A 21,102-nucleotide genomic window follows, 5' to 3' on the forward strand; every position below is an offset into this window, starting at 1 on the left:
CGTTTTGTTATACTTTGTCTTGAGGTGCGTGTTTAAAAGATCTTAAAATTCGGTATCCAGTTTGATGTAATCCAAAAACTCCCTACGTACTTCAGTATTTTTGAATTTCCCACCGAATTCAGCAGTTACCGTGCTACTCTCGATATCCCGAATTCCTCTTGAATTAACACACAAGTGTTTGGCATCGATGACACAAGCAACGTCTTTTGTATTCAAGGCTTTTTGTAGCTCCTGAACTATTTGCATGGTCATACGCTCTTGAACCTGTGGTCTTTTGGCATAGTAATCTACAATACGATTCATCTTAGATAAGCCAACCACCTTTCCGTTGGAGATATAGGCGATATGCGCGCGTCCAACGATAGGCAATAAGTGATGCTCACAGGTTGAGTATACCGTGATGTTTTTTTCTACAAGCATTTCTCCGTATTTGTACTTGTTAGAGAAGGTAGAAGCTTTTGGTCTGCGATCAGGGTGGAGTCCGGCAAAAATTTCTTTAACAAACATTTTAGCCACCCTTCTTGGTGTGCCTCTGAGGCTGTCATCTGTGAGATCAAGTCCTAAGGTTTCAAGTATGGTGTACATCTGTGACTCAATCTTTTCTATTTTCTCATCATCTGACATTTCAAAAGCATCAGCTCTCATAGGCGTTTCTGCTGCTGATGATACGTGATCATTTCCTAAGTCTTCATAATGATCCTCTAAGGCTTTGTCTATTTTCATGTGCGTATTTTTTTTAAAAAAAAGAACTGAATTTTAGCTGTTCTTCGTATTTTTAGGGAAACCGGTTGTACAAATATAATTCATTCCGATATGCATCCTTTGGGCTATCCTTAAAAATTGAGTGCAAAGATACGTATTTAGGATTGAATCCCTGTTTTAAATCAGTATCGCTTTTATTGTTTTGTTGGTTAACTTTCACAATTATAGCGATGTACAAAAACTAATCCCGAGCTAAAACACATTAGTTGTAATTTTTTGCCAAAACTTTCGTTTTGGAAAGAAACATTTAAAAATATGCAGAACAATGATGCCATTGAAGTAAACTTAGTGCTCAATTCACCTTTGAAGACTATTTGGGACGCCATCACAAAGCCTGAAATTATGGCAAAATGGTATTTCAAAGTTCAAGGTTTTGAGCTCAAACAACGCTGTGAATTTTACTTTTATGAACCTAACGGGGAAAATTTTAAACACGTGTGTAAGATTCTAGAGATAGATCCTATGCGAAGATTACGTCATACTTGGACCTATCCGGAGATCAGTAAGGGCGTGTCTATTGTAAGCTGGGATTTATTTAAAGAAGGTTCCTATACTCGTATTCGCTTAAGACATCAAGGCGTAGAGAACTTTAAAGATGGGAGTGATGCCTTAGCTGTTGAAAGCTTTGAGGCAGGCTGGGAAGAAATTGTAAAAAAGAGCCTTCCGGACTACCTCAAAAGTACTTTATTTGATCATTAAACCCACAGAGGACTGTTTAGCTGAATATCCTTATCCGGTAGTCACTCTAAGTTATCCTTTTCTACATATTAAAGGTATAGGATAGAACAATGCGCGTTCTTCTTTGATCAAGATCCGACGCTGAGGTTAAACCTGTATCGTATAACTGTGTGTTGTAGTCTCTTTGTGATTGGCTGAATCCTAAATCTAGTCTAGATGGGCCAAAAGTATAGCCTATCCCGGCGGAGTATCCATTGAGGTCTCCCATGGTAAGACCATTTTTATATGGACTCCCTTCGAAGCGATATCCAGCTCTAAAACTAAGTCTGTTTACGCGGTATTCACCACCAACTCTAACTGTTGAAGTTGCCTTAAATTCGTTTGCTATCAAATCATTTTCATGAGCAAAATAAGCGTCATTGTCTGGTTTTAATTTAGCGTTAGCCATATCCTGATATTGATAATCTACACTGATCAAACCGTTGTTTCCAAAGATAAAAGCCATACTTCCTGTCCATTTTCCGGGAATCTGAATTTTATAATCAGGGAACAAAAGTGTGGTTTGAGGCGAGTTTTCAGCATATAGTAATTCTGTGGATGCTGAATCTTCATAATAATCGGTATTGATGAACTGATGAAGCTCGTCGGTCAAAGTATACCATGTAGGTGATTGGTAGCTTGCTCCTACACGAATAAGGTTATTCAGTTTGGCAATACCTCCTAGATTAAACGAAAATCCGTTTCCATAAGTGAAGAGTTCATTGTCGAACTGCACATATTGTAAGTTGGAATCATTAGCGTAACCGCTCTCGTCAAATTGCGTGATTTTTTCACGCTCAACACTATGGAAATTAAGGCCTGCACCAAAATAGAACTGATCGGTAAATTGGGTGGCAAAATTAACCAGAAACTTGCTGTTAAAACCAGATGTGTATACGCGTTGATTGTGGTACAGATCATTGGCAAAATCAGCGTTAGACACATAATCTGTTTCGGAAGGATCTTCCGTTACCGGATTAATGATGTAGTTCTGGTAACCCAATAAGCCTTGTTGCCCGGAAAAACCGTAGCTATTGCCAAGGTCCATATAACGGTCAGTAAGGTTTTCATCACTAAAAACTTCCAATTCTTCTAGTGGAACTCCCTGTGCATTGCTACTGAAATACGAAGCAATAGAGTTGTTGCCATTTCCTCTGATGACGTATTGGTTTTCAAAGCTGTTGTTGAGTTCGTAGCCCACAGCTAAGGAGAATTTTTTCCAAGGAGAGTTGGACATATTGTTAAAGACAAAGACTCCACCTGCCTGGTTGAATTGAAGGTCAGATGCATGGTCATTACTTTGTTGATTAAAGTAGTTGCTTTCAGTGTCCATGCGGTAATTTCCTGCAGATACCGTGAATGCAGAAGTTGTAAAAACTGCCGACCCGGCCGGGTTGATGTTCAGTGAAGAAAGGTCGCCTCCAAGCGCCCCAAAGGCACCGCTCATGCTTTGGTAACGTGCCGTACCGTTGAGATCGTCGTCTGCGTATAGGGCAACATCATTTCTGTTCTGGGCATAGGCCGATCCTGCTACCCATAGGAATGCTATGATTAGACTATATTTTTTCATGTATAAAATAAAATAGTGTGATTTTGATTAAAAATTATCTTCGACTACTTCTAGTACTTGTACTTGATGATCTTGTGCCGCTACTTCTAGTAGAGCTGCCTGAAGATCTCGAGTATGTACTACCACTACTTCTTGTAGTTGAAGGTCTAGAGTAGGTGTTCGAACTTCTTGAAGAATTAGTCCTCGAATAGTTTGAATTCCTACTAGTATTGTTGTTGCTACGGCTACTTCTGGAATAGGTAGGGTTATCTGTTGATCTAGAGCTATTTCTAGTTGAATACCCTGGATTTCTACTATACCTTCCATCTACGCCAACACGAGAAGAATTTGAGTATCCGTCAGTTCTTCTGGTTGAGGTTCTGTTTTGGTTATAACCATCGCGATTTGTCGTTCTGGAATAGCCTCTGGATGTTCTGTAGGATCCATCTGAAGTACGGGTAGTAGTCCTTGCATATTGATTAACAGCAGTTGTTGTCCTTCCGTAATATCCTCTTCTGGTATTGGTATACGCATAACTTCTCGAATAATGAGGTCTGTAGTATGGGTAGTAACGATTTCCGTAATAAGGGCCGTATCCATAATATGGGCTGTACATGCCGCCGTAGTATCCATAACCCCAGTAAGGGCTGTTCCATCCCCAACCATAATAGGATGGTCCCCAGTATGGGTTATGATAACCGCCCCAGCCATAATAGCTACCCCAGCCACCGTAGTAACCGCTCCAGCCATAATAACCACTCCACCCGTAATTGTTGTATACATTTACGATGGTTCTTTCTGGATTATCACCCCAACCGGGATTTCCTCCATTGTAGTTATCTATATATTGTTGAACTATTGCAGTGCTATCAATATCGGTGCTGCTGTAGCTGTCAACGTCTGTGAAGACTTCGTTTTCTTGTCTGTATTGTATGGCGTCGTCCAAGACTTCAGCGCGGTTGCCGAAGTAACTTTGGTAATCGCTTATCACCACTGTGTTAGAGGGGTGTTGATTATTTCTAGTGGTCTCTTGGGATTGCGGCGCAGGTTCGTTATATACGCCTTGACTATTATCCGAATAAATGCCATCAGTAGTCCCGTAGGTTGCTTGTTGGTACGATCCGCAAGAGCTCAAGAGCATGCCGATGACAAAAACGACCGGAATTGCCTTTAAATTAGAATGTTTATGTGGTGTTTTCATCATTGCACTTTTTTATTGTTGAACATAACAAAAATAGTTAGTTTTGCCAAACTATTCATTATATTTAACTAAGGTACAAGATTTGTGCCAAACTACTGTAATATGGCAAAGAATTTAACGAGTCGAGAAGAGGATTATTCAAAATGGTATAATGAGCTGGTTGTTAAGGCAGATCTCGCTGAAAACTCGGCAGTTAGGGGTTGTATGGTAATCAAACCCTATGGATATGCTATTTGGGAAAAGATGCAGGCTGAACTTGACCGTATGTTCAAGGAGACCGGACATCAGAACGCTTATTTCCCTTTGTTTATTCCAAAATCGTTTTTGAGTAAAGAAGCAGCTCACGTAGAGGGTTTTGCCAAAGAATGTGCTGTAGTTACACACTACCGTTTGAAAAATGATGAGAACGGTGGAGGAATAATAGTGGACCCGGATGCGAAATTGGAAGAAGAGCTTATCGTAAGACCAACTTCTGAGACGATCATTTGGGATACTTATAGAAAGTGGGTGCAGTCGTATCGCGATCTGCCTATTTTGGTTAACCAGTGGGCAAACGTAGTGCGATGGGAAATGCGTACCCGTCTTTTCTTAAGAACTGCCGAATTTTTATGGCAGGAAGGACATACGGCTCATGAAACCAAAGAGGAGGCTGTCAAGGAGGCGGAACAAATGATGAATGTCTATGCTGACTTTGCTGAGAACTTTATGGGTGTTCCGGTGATTAAAGGAACAAAGACTGATAGCGAACGTTTTGCCGGGGCTTTAGAGACATACTGTATAGAAGCCTTAATGCAAGATGGGAAAGCATTGCAAGCGGGGACATCTCACTTTTTAGGACAGAATTTTGCAAAAGCATTTGATGTGAAATTTGCGACCCGTGAAGGGAAACAAGAATACGTATGGGCAACCTCTTGGGGTGTATCTACCCGATTGATGGGAGCGCTTATTATGACGCATAGCGATGATAGCGGTTTGGTATTGCCTCCAAAACTCGCCCCTATTCAGGTAGTGATCGTTCCGATTTATAAAGGACAGGAGCAATTAGATGCCATAAGCGAGCGTGTGCAGCCATTAGTTAAAGAATTAAGATCTAAAGGGGTTTCAGTGAAGTTTGACGATAGAGACACTCAGAAGCCGGGCTGGAAATTCAACGAGTACGAATTGAAAGGAGTGCCGCTTCGTTTGGCCATCGGAATGCGAGACATGGAGAACAATACCTTCGAAGTAGCTCGTAGAGATACCATGACAAAGGAAACTGTAGCTATGGATGCTGTGGTGGATCGTATTGAAGTATTGTTGATTGAAATGCAGGAGAACATTCATCAAAAGGCCTTAGATTACAGAAATTCACATATTACCGAAGTTGATTCTTTTGAGGAGTTTAAAGCCTTATTAGAAACTAAAGGAGGGTTCTTGTCAGCGCATTGGGATGGAACAGAAGAGACAGAAGCTAAAATAAAAGAATTGACCAAGGCGAGTATCCGTTGTATCGCACTAGATGCGAAAGAAGAAAATGGCAGTTGTATTTATACCGGAAAGCCTTCAAAAAGACGTGTTCTCTTTGCAAAAGCGTACTAATTTCAAAATTTTCAAAAATTTTAATTATTAGTATTGCATGATTTAAAAATAGTTGTATTTTTGCATCCGCATTTGAGAAAATAATGGTCCGTTCGTCTAGGGGTTAGGACGCCAGGTTTTCATCCTGGTAACAGGGGTTCGATTCCCCTACGGACTACTAAGAATAGAGTTCTTTAAAATAACGCGATATTAAAAGTTCGCAATTAATTTGGTCCGTTCGTCTAGGGGTTAGGACGCCAGGTTTTCATCCTGGTAACAGGGGTTCGATTCCCCTACGGACTACAGGAGAACAATTAAGCAGATTTAAAAATCTGTACATTTGTAAAAATTTTATAACGTAGCAAGATGGCAAATCACAAATCGGCATTAAAGAGAGTTAGAAGAAACGAAGCAGTTCGTTTAAGAAATAGATATCAACACAGAACCATGCGTAATGCTATTAAGAGATTACGTGGGATTGAAGATAAGAGTGAAGCGGAAGCTTTATTGCCTTCAGTATCCGGAATGATTGATAGATTAGCTAAGAAAAATATTATCCACGCTAACAAAGCGGGGAACTTAAAATCTGGTTTGACTAAAAGCATCAACGCTCTTTAATCAGATTATTAATTTTAAAGGTATAAAATCGCTCCGCTTCTACGTGGGGCTTTTTTTATTTAAAAAACATAAATTGCTCTAAGATCTTGGAGCAATCTCTAAAAAAAGAACTTATGGATAACGGAATCTATGCAAAATTCGCAACGACTAAGGGAGAGATCTTAGTAAAGTTGACCTATGATAAAACTCCTGGTACTGTAGGGAACTTTGTCGCTTTGGCAGAGGGAAATATGGAGAATAGTGTAAAACCACAAGGTAAGCCTTACTATGATGGTTTGAGCTTTCACAGAGTTATCAATGACTTTATGGTTCAAGGTGGTTGTCCACTTGGGACTGGTACCGGAGATGCCGGATATAAATTTGATGATGAGTTCCATTCGGAACTAAAACACGATAAGCCCGGAGTATTATCCATGGCTAATGCAGGTCCTGGTACCAATGGGTCTCAATTCTTTATCACTCATGTTGCTACACCGTGGTTGGATGGTAAGCATTCTGTATTTGGATTTGTAGAGAGTGGTCAGGAAGTAGTGGACACTATCGAGCAAGGTGATAAATTGGAATCTCTTACAATTGTACGTGTAGGTCAAGAAGCTGAAAGATGGAATGCCATTGAAGCATTTAGAGTTTTTGAAGGGGAAAGAGAAAAAAGAATAGCAGAGGCAAAAAGAGAAGCTGAAGAGGCTTTGGATAAATTGGCTGCTGGTTTTGAAAGCACCGATTCTGGTCTAAGATATAAGATCATTCAAAAAGGTGACGGTACCCAGGCAGAAAAAGGTAAAATGGTTTCTGTACATTATAAAGGACAATTGCAAGATGGTCAAGTATTCGATTCTTCATATGCGAGAAAACAACCTATCGATTTTACCTTAGGTATTGGCCAGGTAATTTCCGGATGGGATGAAGGTGTTGGCCTATTGCAAGTAGGAGATAAAGCACGTTTTGTTATACCACCACATTTAGGGTATGGTTCACGTGGTGCCGGAGGAGTTATTCCACCAGATGCAATCCTTATCTTTGATGTTGAACTTATGAAAGTGAAATAACTTCCGAAAAGGAGCAATTACTCATAATAAAAGAACGGAATTTCCAGTACAGGAGCTTCCGTTTTTTTTATACTAGATACTTCCAGAATTTTGTGCTCGTTGGAATATTAGAAGACGTTAATTTTTTTAACTAAGGTTAATTAGTTTGCATTCTCTAGAGCCAAGTAATTGTCCACTTCTTCAAATTTGATCATAGGGATTTTAGTAGCGACAAAACTTTTGTTCTATTGAGTAAAATTTTCATCTGTAGACTTAAATTTTCAGAATTATTAAAATACAATTTATAGGATATCGAGGTGTCTGATTTAGTTGTGTTTAAAAGATTAAATAGTATTAATTAAGTTCGTTGTCAGCACTTAAAAGGTTGTCCTTATTAAAGGAGGTTTACCTCCTAAATTTTAAGAATAATTTGCCTTGATTTGAATGCTTTTCCTGATTTTGGTTCATTACATTTGTATCATGGAAAAACATGATCTAGAATCCCTCAAATACCCAATCGGGAAAATGCAGATTCCTGAGAAGTACACAGATGAAAGTGTTAAGCAATGGATCAATACTATTGCAGATTTACCGCATAAACTCGAACATCTTGTAGAAGATTTTGATGATTTGCAACTAGATACGCCTTATCGTCCAGAAGGCTGGACTGTACGTCAGGTTATTCATCATATGGCCGACAGTCATCTCAATGCATATATCCGTTTCAAGTGGACTCTCACAGAAGACAGGCCGACCATAAAGGCGTACCATGAAGATCGATGGGCCACTTTGGAAGATGCCAAGGATGCAGATATAGAGATGTCACTTAATCTTATCGAATCTCTGCACCGCCGTTGGGTATATATGCTGAAAAGTTTGACTTCAGATCAGCTTGAGAGGATCTTTATCCATCCAGTATCGCAAAAGGAAATAAGTTTAGCTCAGACTATAGCAATGTACGCATGGCACAGTGAGCACCATTTTGCGCACATCACTTCCCTTGCTAAACGCGAGGATTGGATCTAAGATAATTATTCCCTGAAAATAGTTTGAAGTTCTTTGGTTTCAAGTATTTTTGTGCAAACTTGAGAATACCTATGTATAAAATAATTATTCGACCGATACTTTTTAAATTCGATCCTGAAAAAATACATCATTTTAGTTTCGCAGCTATTTCCTTTTTAAACAAAATTCCAGGCGTTTCAGCTTTGATCCGAGCCATGTTTTGTGTGGAGGATAAACGATTAGAAAGAGAGGTTTTTGGGTTGAAATTCAAAAATCCGGTTGGACTTGCCGCCGGTTTTGATAAGAACGCCAGTCTTTTCAATGAGCTGGGTAATTTTGGTTTTGGTTTTGTAGAAATTGGAACCCTTACTCCAGTGGGGCAGGAGGGGAATCCAAAAAAGCGTTTGTTCCGATTAAAAGAAGATCAAGGTATCATCAATAGAATGGGATTTAACAATCAGGGTGTTCAAGATGCAGTAGAGCGACTTAAACGTAACAAAGGTGTTCTGATTGGTGGAAATATAGGAAAAAACAAAAACACCCCGAACGAAGAAGCGATTTCAGATTATACCATTTGCTTTGATGCTCTTTATCCCTATGTGGATTACTTTGTGGTGAATGTATCTTCCCCAAATACGCCGAATTTAAGAGCCCTGCAAGATAAGGAACCGCTAACAGCACTACTGCTGCAATTGCAGGCTTTAAATAAAGCAAAAGATAAACCAAAACCGATACTTCTAAAAATTGCACCGGATTTAACCGATGAGCAGCTCATGGATATTGTTGCCATTGTTGCCCAGACAAGAATCGCAGGAGTAATCGCAACCAATACCACTATTTCAAGAACAGGTTTGCAATCAGAAAACAAACAAGAAACAGGAGGTTTAAGTGGTGCTCCGCTAAAAGATAGATCCACTGAGGTTATTCGGTTTTTAAGTCAAGCGAGCCATCAGGCCTTTCCGATCATTGGTGTTGGAGGAATCCACAGTGCAAAAGACGCTATTGAAAAACTGGAGGCTGGAGCATCTTTGGTACAGATTTATACAGGATTTATTTACCAGGGACCTGGTCTTATAAAAAGCATCAATAAGGCTCTTTTAAAAAAATAACACTTGAGCTGGGAAACCCTATATTTATTTTGTTTGGCTTCAACGCTTTTAGCCTTGGCACCTGGGCCAGACAATATATTTGTGATGGTTCAAAGTATGGTTTATGGAGTTAGAAGTGGATTGGCGACGACCTTCGGACTGATAAGCGGCTGTTTAATTCATACCTCATTAGTGGCCTTCGGCGTTTCTGCCTTAATTCAACAATCCGAAGTGGCATTGATGATTTTAAAAAGCGTTGGAGCTCTCTATTTATTGATCTTGGCATATAAGGTTTACAAAAGTGAAGCTGCTGTTTCAATTGATACTTCGGACCAGCCTCAAAAATCCTATATGGCCTTGTATGTTAAGGGATTTATGATGAATGTGCTCAACCCTAAGGTGGCTATATTTTTCCTAGCATTTTTCCCGGGTTTTCTATTTCATCAGCAGCTAAGTAATGTCAAACAATTTTTTATTTTAGGCCTTATTTTCATGTTGGTTTCACTGATTGTATTTTCGACTTTGGCTTATCTGGCAGGTAAAATATCCAATTACGTGAAGCAGCAGAAAGCCGCTCCTATAGTACTCAAATGGATGCAGGTTATAGTCTTTGTGGCTATCGCTATTTATATAGTGCTATAAGAAGCTTGGTATTTTTGTTATTGACTAGTGAACAGTAAAGTAACTATTGTATATACTACTAAGGTTGATTACCTTTGATTAAAACGTATGTAATTTTGATTAGAGATCATTTTATTTTTGATATGGATGGGGTGTTGATCGATAGTGAACCTGCTCATCAACAAATATTCAAAAAAGTATTCGAGGAATTAAACTTAGATTTTTCCGTAGCATACCACCACACCCTTGTAGGAATGGCTGCAGTTCCGATGTGGGAAAAGATCCGTTCAGATTTTCATATTCAAACAGACGCAAGAGAGTTGATGAATTTCCATAAGGAATTTATGTATGTGTCAATAAAAGAGCTAGACATTCAACTTGTACCGGGTGCGCTTGAACTGCTGCAGCGATTAGAGGATATGCAGCTTAAAATGTCACTCGCTTCATCCTCTGCAGAGAAATTGATACATCATTTTGTAGATAAATTTAATATAGGTTCAAAATTTGATTTTATTGTCAGTGGCGAATCGCTAACGCGAAGTAAGCCATTTCCGGATATATTTTTAAAAGTCGCTGAACTTTATAATTTACAGCCTGATCGCTTTTTAGTGATTGAGGATAGTAATAACGGAGTCCGAGCTGCAAAATCTGCACAGATGCAATGTGTAGGTTATAATAATCCAAATTCCGGTCAACAGGATCTGTCTTTGGCTGATGAGGTTATTAGCTCATTTTTGCAGTTAGACAACTCTAAAATTAAGCAGTTGATAAGCTAATGGAACACGTCAAACTCATAGAATGTCCTAGGGATGCCATGCAGGGAATAAAAGATTTTATTCCAACCCATAAAAAGGTGCAGTACATTCAGTCGATTTTACGTTGTGGATTTGATACCATTGATTTTGGGAGTTTTGTCTCTCCTAAAGCGATCCCGCAGATGAAGGATACTGCTGAGGTTCTCGCTCAACTAGACCTTAGTGCAACTAGGAGTAAACTTCTTACCATTGTAGCTAACGTTAGAGGCGCTGAGGATGCTGTCAAGTATCCCGAGATTAGCTATCTGGGTTATCCGTTTTCCATATCTGAGAACTTTCAGATGCGTAATACGCATAAGACAATTTCAGAAAGTATTGACGTGCTCAAAGAAATTCTTGAATTGGCGGATAAAAACAACAAACGAGTTGTAGCTTACCTCTCCATGGGGTTCGGAAATCCATATGGAGATCCATGGGATGTCGATATCGTAGGAGGTTGGACAGAAAAACTTTCTTTAATGGGAGTTAAAATCCTTTCACTCTCGGATACCGTAGGGACTTCCACCGCAGATTCTATTGATTATCTGTTTTCGCATCTAATTCCAGCCTATCCGGAGATTGAATTCGGTGCGCATTTACATACCACTCCTCAGGCTTGGTATGAAAAGGTGGATGCTGCCTATAAGGCAGGTTGCAGAAGATTCGATGGAGCTATACAGGGCTACGGCGGATGCCCAATGGCTGCCGATGCTCTTACAGGGAACATGCCAACTGAGAAACTGATCTCCTATCTAACTTCAAAAAAGGCAGAATTTAATGTCGGCGCTATGAGTTTTGAGAGTGCTTATAACGAGGCGATTAAGATTTTCAATCAATACCATTAATACCTGCAGTATTTTGGGTGAATCACTGTGAGATTCTTCGAATTAGAGCCAAAATTTTCCGTATCCCAATAAAATGCTAAATTGTTAAAATCTAAATAAAAAAAGCAGTACATTTGTGTGCAACTAAATGACAAGTTGCAATATGGAAGCTCACAATGCAAAGTTTGTTGGCGAAGGATTAACTTACGACGATGTACTACTCGTTCCGAATTATTCTGAAGTTCTACCACGTGAGGTCAACATTCAAACAAAATTCACAAAAAATATTACCATTAATGTGCCTATAGTATCCGCTGCAATGGATACTGTGACCGAAAGTAGAATGGCTATTGCCATGGCTAGAGAGGGTGGAATAGGTGTACTGCACAAAAACATGACTATTGAACAGCAGGCCCTTAAGGTTCGAAGAGTAAAACGAGCGGAAAGTGGTATGATCATAGATCCTGTTACCCTGCCATTGACGGCGACGGTTGAGGATGCTAAAAATAGCATGAAAGAGCATAGTATTGGAGGGATTCCTGTGGTGGATAAATTCGGACACCTTAAAGGAATCGTTACCAATAGAGATTTGAGGTTTGAAAAAAACAACAATCGTGCTATCATTGAGGTGATGACTCATGAAAATTTAGTCACTGCCGGTGAAGGTACTTCACTTCATGACGCTGAAGAAATTTTACAAGAGCACAAGATCGAAAAACTACCTGTTGTCAATAAGGATAACAAACTTGTGGGACTTATTACCTTTAGAGATATTACCAAACTTACTCAAAAACCAATAGCAAATAAAGATGTATTCGGTAGACTACGAGTGGCAGCAGCCATTGGAGTTACCGGTGATGCTTTTGAGAGAGCTGAAGCTCTTGTTAATGCGGGCGTTGATGCCATCGTTATTGATACTGCTCATGGGCACACTAAGGGAGTTGTAGGTATTTTGAAAGAAGTCAAAGAAGAATTTCCTGACCTCGAAGTAATTGTTGGAAATATTGCCACTGCTGAGGCTGCCAGATATCTTGTTAAGCACGGTGCGGATGCAGTTAAAGTAGGAATTGGACCAGGATCCATCTGTACCACTAGAGTGGTAGCAGGTGTAGGATATCCACAGTTTTCCGCAGTGTTAGAAGTGGCCACTGCGCTTAAAGGAACAGGAATACCTGTGATTGCTGATGGCGGTGTTCGATATACCGGAGACATTCCAAAAGCTATTGCTGCCGGAGCTGATTGCGTAATGCTAGGTTCACTTTTGGCCGGTACTAAAGAATCGCCGGGTGAAACCATTATTTACGATGGTAGAAAATACAAATCTTATAGAGGTATGGGGTCAGTAGAAGCTATGCAACACGGTAGTAAAGACAGATACTTCCAGGATGTGGAAGACGATCTAAAAAAACTGGTACCTGAAGGAATTGTTGGTAGAGTACCTTATAAAGGTGAGCTTGTTGAGAGCATGCACCAATTTATTGGAGGACTGAGAGCTGGTATGGGTTACTGTGGTGCTGCAAGCATTAAGGCATTAAAAGAAAATGGACGTTTTGTGAAAATCACAGCTAGTGGAATTAACGAAAGTCACCCTCATGATGTTACCATCACCAATGAGGCGCCTAATTACAGTAGATAATAAGAGCAAAGTAATTTTTACTTAAAAATAAACAAAGGAGCGTTTTAGATTTATAAACTAAAATGCTCCTTTGTTCTTATAGGAGCTAGTGTGGGAATTAAGAAATCTAAGACAGCATATAATTTATTATTGGTATTCGCCTTGCAAAAATTGGAAGCTGATATATTCTGTTGACATGAAAGTTGAATGTATAAATAAAGCTGATGTTTTCGATACCTGCAAAAAATTAATAGAGCCCATGCCTTTGCAACAGTCATGGATTTAACTGTCTCCTTGTTCATTTAAGGGTAATTTGAAAAATCAGTGCAATACTCTGTGAAGGTAGATTTGCACAAATGCCTTGAGAATCCATTTATGAAGGAACAACACCTCCCAATGAATACATACTGGGGGTTCTTCTTTTTTAAAAATCAATCAAAACAATCTTATAAATCAGTAAAATGGTTAGATTTAGGGTGTCTCAAATTTATTTATGCAGGATTGATTTAAAGCTAATTTCGATTCTAAGGTTATAGATAGAGAGGCTTTTGAAGAAAAATGGGCTTAATAAATTAGGACAAAAAAACATGCTTTAAATCACTTAAACGGCAGTTTTGGGCACTCTAGGACGATACCAAAAAGAAATCTTTTCTAAAGCAATCTCATATTGTTTTTAATCTTCAAGAGTGACCTTCTGCCCTCGATGTGGTTTTAGTGCTGCTCTAAGCTGATCTACATAAGACATCTCGACAATTAAGTAAATCAAGTTGTGTTGTTGTTCTATAGGGGTTTCCATCCCGATTTTTTTATAGGGAACTTGATCCCTGGATAAGAATTCTTTAAGGTGGATTTCAAAATGTTTCGCCGTGTTTTGACCTGCCTCTCCCATAAAATCCCAAATCATTTTTACATATTCCATCTGAGTGTTGTTATATTTGATTGCAAAATTAACTAAAATAGTGTGCTAAAACTATCTTATAGCGTTGTTAAAAAGCTTGAATACTTTAGCTGAATTATTATTTTTGTCAGAATTAAGGTTTCCCATGGTATCAACATACAAGAAAAAATTAAGTTTAGGAATTGCACTGCTTCTTCTGGTTTCGTGCGATTACTTTAAATCGCAACCGGTTGAGGACCCTATTGCTAAAGTAGGTGAGTCCTACTTAGTACTCTCAGATATAGATAAAATAATACCCGAGAATATTTCGGTTCAAGACAGTACTATTTTGGCCAATAACTACATACAGGATTGGGCACAGCAGCAACTGATGCTCTCCAGGGCTAAACTGAACATTCCGGAGATCAAACAAAAGGAGTTTGAAGATTTGGTTAAACAATACAGAGCGGATCTTTTTATCAATGCTTATAAGGAGGGTTTAGTGGCTAAGTCCATGGATACACAAGTGTCTCATATGGAGCTTGAAACCTATTACGAAGATCATAAAGAAAACTTTAAACTCAATGAGCGTTTGGTGAAAATACGATATATCAATGTAGCCAATCAATACGATGACATTAAGCAATTGCGCGAAGCAATTCGGCGCTTTAACCAAGAGGATAAGGACCTGCTGAATTCACTGGCGATTACCTTTAAATCCTATTCATTAAATGATAGTACATGGGTGAAGTCATCTTCCATTATACAGAAATTACCTAAAATCAATATAGAGAATAGCGGAAGTTATCTAAAAAAATCACATTTTTTTGAGCTTTCCGATTCTTTAGGAGTATATTTGGTCACTGTAAATGAAGTGCTTGAGCGTAATGACATTGCTCCCTTGGAGTATGTAGAGCCTACTGTACGCAAAATTATATTGAATAAAAGAAAGTTGGATTTTATCAAAAAATTGGAGCGGGAGCTTTTAGATGAGGCCACTGGAAATAAAGAATTTGAAATTTTTGACTTAAAACAAGATTCTAGAAAATGAGAATGAAAGGACTGTTCACTGTTTTATATATATCAATATTGAGTATGGCACCAGTTATGGGGCAGGAAACGAATGCTGCGGATTCTTCCACGGCTCAACTTGAGTCCCAAGAGGATCTCGCCTTAGCGGTTTCTGATTCGGCTGTCACCGATACGGTTGCTACAGCTGCAGTTGATACTGTTCAAATTGTAGACTCCAAAAGAGAAAAGGTTGATGGTGTTGTCTCTGTAGTGGGTGAATACGTAATCTTAGAATCGGATATCGATAAAAGCTTTATCGATATGCAAACCCAAGGGATTTCTACTGCTAATATCACAAGATGCCAAGTTTTGGGAAGATTGATGGAAGATAAGATGTATGCTCATCAAGCGATACAGGATAGTATCCTGGTTTCTGACGCGGAGATCAGTGGTATTGTCGATCGTAAAATGGAATTTTTTGTCTCTCAGGTAGGTTCTATGGAGAAGCTACTGAAATACTACCGAAAAGATAGCGAACAAAGCCTTAGAGAAGAAATGACTGAATTGGAAAAAGCCATTCAGTTATCACAACGTATGCAGGCAAAAGTTGTTGAAGAAATAGAAATCACTCCTGAAGAAGTACGTCAATGGTACAACAGTTTGGACGAGGAAGCGCTTCCTGTTTTCGGAGACGAGGTAGAAATTGCTCAGATCGTTAAAATACCAAAGCCTACAGAAGAGGCAGTACAAGAAACTATCGATAAATTAGAGTCCTACAGAAGGGATGTCCTGGAAAGTGGCTCTAGCTTTGCTATTAAGCAAACCTTATATTCAGAGGATCCGGGGAAGTCAGAAAATGGTGGAGTTTATGTGCTTACCAAAAGCTCCGGATTTGTTCAATCATTTAAAGATGCAGCTTTCAGTACTCCTGAAGGTGGTATTTCTGAGCCTTTCGAAAGTGATTTCGGGTGGCATATTCTTCAAGTAGAAAAAATTAGAGGTCAAGAACGTCTGGTACGCCATATCCTACTTCGTCCAAAGATTTCTCAAGAAGCCATTGATGAGACAAAAAAGGAGTTAGAGGATATTCGTCAAAAAATCGTAGATGAGGAGTTTACATTCTCAGAAGCAGCGCGTAATTTTTCAGATGAAAAAGAAACGAGATTCGAAGGTGGAGTCCTTAGAAACCCCGAGACCTTTGATACCAAGTTTGAGTTGACTAAAATGGATCCTACACTTTATTCGCAAATCAATCCTTTAGAGGGAGAAGAGATTTCACAACCATTACTTGAAGAGACGCGAACTGGAATTCAGTTTAAACTTCTAAAGGTGATTTCAAGACACGAAGCACATAAAGCCGATTACGCCAAGGATTATATTAAAATTAAAGATTTGGCTCTTAAGGAAAAGCAACTTGAGGAAATCGGTAAATGGATGGATGAGAAAATAAAAGATACTTATATAAGTGTAGCCCCGGATAACCGTGATTGTGATTTTGCCAATAACTGGCTAAAGAAATAATTTACTTATGCAAGATGTAGCTGCCGCCAAAAATCTGGTGGTCAAACACCAAAAACTTAAAGAAGAAATAGCCCAGGTAATCGTTGGTCAAGATTCCGTGATCGACCAAGTACTACTTTCAATTTATTCTGGTGGGCACGCGCTTTTAATTGGGGTGCCGGGTTTGGCAAAAACCCTAATGATCAATACCATTGCAAAGGTTCTTGGGCTGGATTTTAAACGCATACAGTTTACTCCGGACTTAATGCCTAGCGATATTCTAGGGAGTGAAGTCTTGGATTCAAGCAGAGCCTTTAAGTTCATAAAAGGCCCGGTGTTTGCCAACATCATCTTGGCAGATGAAATCAATAGAACCCCTCCGAAAACACAATCCGCATTGCTAGAGGCCATGCAAGAGCGATCAGTAACCGTATCAGGAACTGTTTATCCTTTGCAGTTGCCATATTTTGTGCTGGCTACACAAAATCCCATTGAACAAGAAGGAACCTATCCACTACCTGAAGCGCAGTTGGATCGTTTTATGTTCGCTATAGAATTGGATTATCCTAGTTTTGAAGAGGAGGTCGCTGTAGTAAAGTCCACCACTGTAGATCATAGCTATGAGGTAAAACCTATGTTCAGCGCTGCTGAGATTATAGCGATCCAAAAACTAATACGACGTGTTCCGGTTGCTGATAATGTAGTGGAGTACGCAGTAACCCTTGTAGGTAAGACTAGGCCAAACAGCTCACTTGCCACCAACACCATTAATGAGTACGTAGATTGGGGCGCCGGACCAAGAGCTTCACAGAATTTGATTCTAGCCGCCAAAGCCCATGCTGTAGTTCAAGGTAAATTCTCTCCGGATATAGAGGATGTTCAGGCAGTCTCTCTCGGGATTTTACGTCATAGAGTCCTTAAAAATTACAAGGCCGAAGCCGAAAATGTTTCCATAGACGCAATCATTACTTCTTTGTTTTAGAAACCATAAGGTCTTCCGGTATCTTTGGCTTTATTTTTTTGATAATAAAGTCGATTTTCGCAATAATTTGATTCCCAAACACTATCAAGAATAGCGATCATTTTAACCGAAGTGTTTTAAATTAGCATTTCTGTAAAAAGAGCTGTCATTCCTTGCATTCAACGCTTTTTAAAGCGCTAAAAATGTGGTATTTTTAAAACATTCTCAATTCCCGAATGTTTTCTTAAAAACTTTAATAACTCTATGGTTTTTTGTATTTTCGCAGGACTTTCAAATTAAAAAATATACAATTAATATGGCTTTTGATATTGATATGATTAAGAAGGTATACGACACCATGGCAGAACGTGTTGACAAGGCACGTGAACTCACTGGTAAACCGTTAACCTTATCGGAGAAAATACTTTACGCACACTTGTGGGATGGTACACCAAACAAGGCTTTTGTGAGAGGTAAAGATTATGTAGATTTTGCACCGGATAGAATTGCTTGCCAGGATGCTACTGCACAAATGGCTTTGTTGCAATTCATGCAGGCTGGAAAATCTAAGGTAGCCGTACCAACCACCGTGCATTGTGATCACCTTATTCAGGCTAAACAAGGAGCAGCAAAAGATTTAAAGCGTGCAAATGAAACCAGTAATGAGGTTTTTGATTTTCTTGGATCAGTATCAAATAAATATGGTATTGGATTTTGGAAGCCGGGAGCAGGGATTATTCACCAAGTGGTATTAGAAAATTATGCATTTCCGGGTGGAATGATGATCGGAACGGATTCACATACAGTTAACGCTGGTGGATTAGGGATGGTTGCCATCGGAGTTGGAGGTGCTGATGCAGTTGATGTAATGGCGGGTATGGCTTGGGAATTAAAATTCCCAAAACTTATCGGTGTTAAACTAACCGGTAAACTAAACGGTTGGACTTCTGCTAAAGACGTGATCTTAAAAGTTGCCGGTATTCTTACTGTAAAAGGAGGAACCGGTGCTATCATTGAATATTTCGGAGAAGGTGCTAAAAATTTATCATGTACCGGTAAAGGAACCATCTGTAATATGGGTGCTGAGGTAGGAGCAACAACTTCTACTTTCGGTTATGACGATTCTATGGAGCGTTACCTAAGAGCTACAGATCGTTCAGAAGTTGCTGATGCGGCTAATGGAATTAGAGAATACCTTACTGGAGATGATGAAGTTTACGCAAACCCGGAGCAGTATTTTGACCAGGTGATCGAGATTAACCTTGATGAACTTAAACCACACTTAAACGGTCCTTTTACACCGGATTTAGCTACTCCGGTTGGAGAGCTTGGTGAAAAAGCAGCTAAAAATGACTGGCCGATAAAAGTTGATTGGGGTCTGATAGGATCTTGTACCAACTCTTCATACGAAGATTTAACCCGTGCGGCTTCTATTGCCAAACAAGCGGTTGATAAAAAGATAAAAGCAAAGTCTGATTTTGGAATTAACCCGGGATCAGAACAAATTAGATACACTGCAGAACGTGACGGTATCCTTAAGATTTTTGAAGACTTGGATGCTACAATATTCACCAATGCTTGTGGTCCATGTATTGGACAATGGGATCGTAGTGATTTAAAAGGGGAAGAAAAAAATACCATAGTACACTCGTTTAACAGAAACTTCTCTAAACGTGCTGATGGTAATCCTAATACACATGCCTTTGTAGGTTCTCCGGAAATGGTTGCTGCAATTGCAATTTCAGGTCGTTTAGACTTTAATCCAATGACAGATACGCTTATCAACGAAGATGGAGAAGAAGTAAGATTGGATGAGCCAGCCGGAATTGAATTACCACCACAAGGATTTGCTGTTGAGGATGCTGGTTATGTGGAACCTTTAATTGATGGTAGCGGTGTTGAAGTATCTGTAAGTCCAAGTTCAGAGCGTTTACAATTACTAACGCCATTCAAACCAATTGATAACCAAATCAAAGGAGCTAAATTGCTTATCAAAGCTTTTGGTAAATGTACCACTGACCATATTTCTATGGCTGGACCATGGTTACGTTACCGAGGACACTTGGATAACATCTCTAATAATATGTTGATTGGGGCTGTGAATGCCTTTGGTAAGAAAACTAACTTTGTGAAGAACCAATTGACAGGTGAATATGGTGGAGTTCCGGATGTTGCTCGTGCTTATAAAGCTGCTGATGTATATTCAGTAGTTGTAGGTGACCATAACTACGGTGAAGGATCTTCTCGTGAGCATGCTGCCATGGAGCCAAGACACCTAGGTGTTGCTGCGGTGATCGTAAAATCATTTGCGCGTATCCATGAAACAAACCTTAAGAAGCAAGGGATGTTAGGGCTTACTTTTGTAAACGAGAGTGATTATGACTTGATTCAAGAAGATGATACCTTCAACTTCTTAGATCTAGATCAATTCGCGCCTGAAAAACCACTAAATGTAGAGGTTGTTCACGCTGATGGATCTAAAGATGTGATCGTATTAAATCACACTTATAACGATTCTCAAATTGCCTGGTTTAAAGAAGGATCAGCATTGAATCTTATCAAAAAGGAAAATGCTTTATAAGCCTCAAAGGACTTGAAGAATTTAATATAACTTTTTATAAAACAAGGGCTTCCAATACAACGGAGGCTTTTGTTTTTAACCCCTGTTACTAAAGCCACTCCAAGGGATGAAACTCAATAAATCACAGATTCAGAACATATTATTACTAGTGGGGATCCTGGTGCTTTTGTTCACGCCTTTAGGAACTCAAATTAAAGTACAGCTCAACCGATTGCTAGCCTTTTCACCATCTGTGGTGGCAGAGGATCACAGGTCAAAAGTAACGACTTACCAATGGGATTTACAAAACCTTGAAGGAAACAGGTATAGTTTTAAAGATACTCAAGGCAAGGTAGTGCTGTTAAACTTCTGGGCAACCTGGTGTCCGCCCTGCATTGCTGAAATGCCAAGTATGCAAGAGCTCTACAATGACTATGGGGATCAAATCGTCTTTGTGTTTGTCTCCCAAGAACCCAAGGAAAAGATTCAAGGATTCTTAGATAAACACAATTACAACTTCCCGGTATACCAAGCTATAAGTGAACCCCCGGCTGCATTTAACCATAAAAGTATTCCTCAAACCTATCTGGTCGATAAAGCCGGTAACATCGTTATTGATAAAAATGGTGCAGCCAACTGGAACAGTAAAAGCGTTAGGCAGACCATTACAACGTTATTAAACCTATAGGATACATGTCCTTTACCTTTGACAACTTCACAGTGTATAAACACTACCATTTTCTCTTAAATCTTGGTTTTATACGCAATACAGGCAACGCTACGGTTAAGGCAAGATTAACTTTTAATAAATAGTATC

At 39.3% G+C, this 21,102-nt stretch carries 19 protein-coding genes and 2 tRNA genes; 17 read left to right on the top strand and 4 right to left on the bottom strand.

The features are described 5' to 3' along the window. Positions 1-42: 42 nt before the first annotated feature. Positions 43-723 carry a GTP cyclohydrolase I FolE gene (folE, locus tag ACN0TV_RS01070; RefSeq protein ID WP_417359249.1) on the bottom strand — a complete coding sequence of 227 codons (681 nt, stop codon included), beginning with the start codon at positions 721-723 and terminating at the stop codon, positions 43-45. A gap of 294 nt (positions 724-1,017) precedes the next feature. On the opposite strand from folE, the gene ACN0TV_RS01075 reads away from it, so the two are divergent. Beyond that, entirely contained in the window at positions 1,018-1,461 is a 444-nt protein-coding gene (locus ACN0TV_RS01075) for an SRPBCC family protein (protein ID WP_417359251.1), read from the top strand. Positions 1,462-1,522: 61 nt separating this feature from the next. Here the strand turns inward: ACN0TV_RS01075 and ACN0TV_RS01080 are convergent, their stop codons facing one another. Together ACN0TV_RS01080 and ACN0TV_RS01085 are read right to left on the bottom strand one after the other, a co-directional pair. After that, entirely contained in the window at positions 1,523-3,049 is a 1,527-nt protein-coding gene (locus ACN0TV_RS01080) for an OmpP1/FadL family transporter (RefSeq protein ID WP_417359252.1), read from the bottom strand. Between the two features lie 34 nt (positions 3,050-3,083). Next, on the bottom strand, positions 3,084-4,232 hold the full coding sequence (locus ACN0TV_RS01085; RefSeq protein ID WP_417359254.1) for a hypothetical protein: 1,149 nt from the start codon (positions 4,230-4,232) through the stop codon (positions 3,084-3,086). 99 nt (positions 4,233-4,331) lie between these two features. On the opposite strand from ACN0TV_RS01085, the gene proS reads away from it, so the two are divergent. The 11 genes from proS (at position 4,332) to guaB (ending at position 13,397) form a co-directional block, all read left to right on the top strand. Continuing rightward, positions 4,332-5,807, top strand: a complete 1,476-nt coding sequence (proS, locus tag ACN0TV_RS01090; RefSeq protein ID WP_417359256.1) for a proline--tRNA ligase — start codon at positions 4,332-4,334, stop codon at positions 5,805-5,807. An 85-nt stretch (positions 5,808-5,892) separates the two neighbouring features. Then, positions 5,893-5,964, top strand: a tRNA-Glu gene (locus ACN0TV_RS01095). A 53-nt stretch (positions 5,965-6,017) separates the two neighbouring features. Beyond that, positions 6,018-6,089 (top strand) — tRNA-Glu (locus ACN0TV_RS01100). Between the two features lie 63 nt (positions 6,090-6,152). Next, positions 6,153-6,404, top strand: a complete 252-nt coding sequence (gene rpsT / locus ACN0TV_RS01105) for a 30S ribosomal protein S20 (RefSeq protein ID WP_417359258.1) — start codon at positions 6,153-6,155, stop codon at positions 6,402-6,404. A 113-nt stretch (positions 6,405-6,517) separates the two neighbouring features. Further along, complete coding sequence (locus ACN0TV_RS01110; protein ID WP_417359266.1) at positions 6,518-7,450, top strand: peptidylprolyl isomerase; 933 nt, start codon at positions 6,518-6,520, stop codon at positions 7,448-7,450. 423 nt (positions 7,451-7,873) lie between these two features. After that, the gene (locus tag ACN0TV_RS01115) at positions 7,874-8,455 is read left to right on the top strand and encodes a YfiT family bacillithiol transferase (protein WP_417359276.1); all 582 of its coding nucleotides are present in this window, start codon (positions 7,874-7,876) and stop codon (positions 8,453-8,455) included. Between the two features lie 71 nt (positions 8,456-8,526). After that, positions 8,527-9,543 carry a quinone-dependent dihydroorotate dehydrogenase gene (locus tag ACN0TV_RS01120; protein ID WP_417359278.1) on the top strand — a complete coding sequence of 339 codons (1,017 nt, stop codon included), beginning with the start codon at positions 8,527-8,529 and terminating at the stop codon, positions 9,541-9,543. A 3-nt stretch (positions 9,544-9,546) separates the two neighbouring features. Beyond that, entirely contained in the window at positions 9,547-10,164 is a 618-nt protein-coding gene (locus tag ACN0TV_RS01125) for a LysE family translocator (protein WP_417359280.1), read from the top strand. Between the two features lie 95 nt (positions 10,165-10,259). Then, entirely contained in the window at positions 10,260-10,919 is a 660-nt protein-coding gene (locus ACN0TV_RS01130; protein ID WP_417359282.1) for an HAD family hydrolase, read from the top strand. Further along, the gene (locus tag ACN0TV_RS01135; protein ID WP_417359283.1) at positions 10,919-11,782 is read left to right on the top strand and encodes a hydroxymethylglutaryl-CoA lyase; all 864 of its coding nucleotides are present in this window, start codon (positions 10,919-10,921) and stop codon (positions 11,780-11,782) included. The genes ACN0TV_RS01130 and ACN0TV_RS01135 overlap by 1 nt, the downstream gene beginning before the upstream one ends. 142 nt (positions 11,783-11,924) lie before the next feature. After that, a complete protein-coding gene (gene guaB, locus ACN0TV_RS01140; RefSeq protein WP_417359284.1) occupies positions 11,925-13,397 on the top strand; it encodes an IMP dehydrogenase in 1,473 nt (490 codons plus the stop codon). A gap of 652 nt (positions 13,398-14,049) precedes the next feature. Here guaB and ACN0TV_RS01145 read toward each other — a convergent pair. Continuing rightward, positions 14,050-14,295 (bottom strand): hypothetical protein, encoded by a 246-nt coding sequence (locus tag ACN0TV_RS01145; RefSeq protein ID WP_417359286.1) that lies wholly within the window; start codon positions 14,293-14,295, stop codon positions 14,050-14,052. A gap of 124 nt (positions 14,296-14,419) precedes the next feature. Between ACN0TV_RS01145 and ACN0TV_RS01150 the strand changes: the two genes are divergently transcribed. The 5 genes from ACN0TV_RS01150 to ACN0TV_RS01170 all read left to right on the top strand — a co-directional run bounded on the left by ACN0TV_RS01150 (position 14,420) and on the right by ACN0TV_RS01170 (position 20,973). Next, positions 14,420-15,304 carry a peptidyl-prolyl cis-trans isomerase gene (locus ACN0TV_RS01150; protein ID WP_417359288.1) on the top strand — a complete coding sequence of 295 codons (885 nt, stop codon included), beginning with the start codon at positions 14,420-14,422 and terminating at the stop codon, positions 15,302-15,304. Continuing rightward, positions 15,301-16,785 (top strand): peptidylprolyl isomerase, encoded by a 1,485-nt coding sequence (locus tag ACN0TV_RS01155; protein WP_417359290.1) that lies wholly within the window; start codon positions 15,301-15,303, stop codon positions 16,783-16,785. The genes ACN0TV_RS01150 and ACN0TV_RS01155 overlap by 4 nt, the downstream gene beginning before the upstream one ends. A 7-nt stretch (positions 16,786-16,792) precedes the next feature. Further along, positions 16,793-17,746 carry an AAA family ATPase gene (locus tag ACN0TV_RS01160; protein ID WP_417359292.1) on the top strand — a complete coding sequence of 318 codons (954 nt, stop codon included), beginning with the start codon at positions 16,793-16,795 and terminating at the stop codon, positions 17,744-17,746. Between the two features lie 295 nt (positions 17,747-18,041). Continuing rightward, on the top strand, positions 18,042-20,306 hold the full coding sequence (locus ACN0TV_RS01165; RefSeq protein ID WP_417359294.1) for an aconitate hydratase: 2,265 nt from the start codon (positions 18,042-18,044) through the stop codon (positions 20,304-20,306). Positions 20,307-20,412: 106 nt separating this feature from the next. Then, on the top strand, positions 20,413-20,973 hold the full coding sequence (locus tag ACN0TV_RS01170) for a TlpA family protein disulfide reductase (RefSeq protein ID WP_417359296.1): 561 nt from the start codon (positions 20,413-20,415) through the stop codon (positions 20,971-20,973). Positions 20,974-21,102: the final 129 nt, after the last annotated feature.

It is taken from the genome of Galbibacter sp., from assembly GCF_048266365.1.
GTDB lineage: Bacteria > Bacteroidota > Bacteroidia > Flavobacteriales > Flavobacteriaceae > Galbibacter.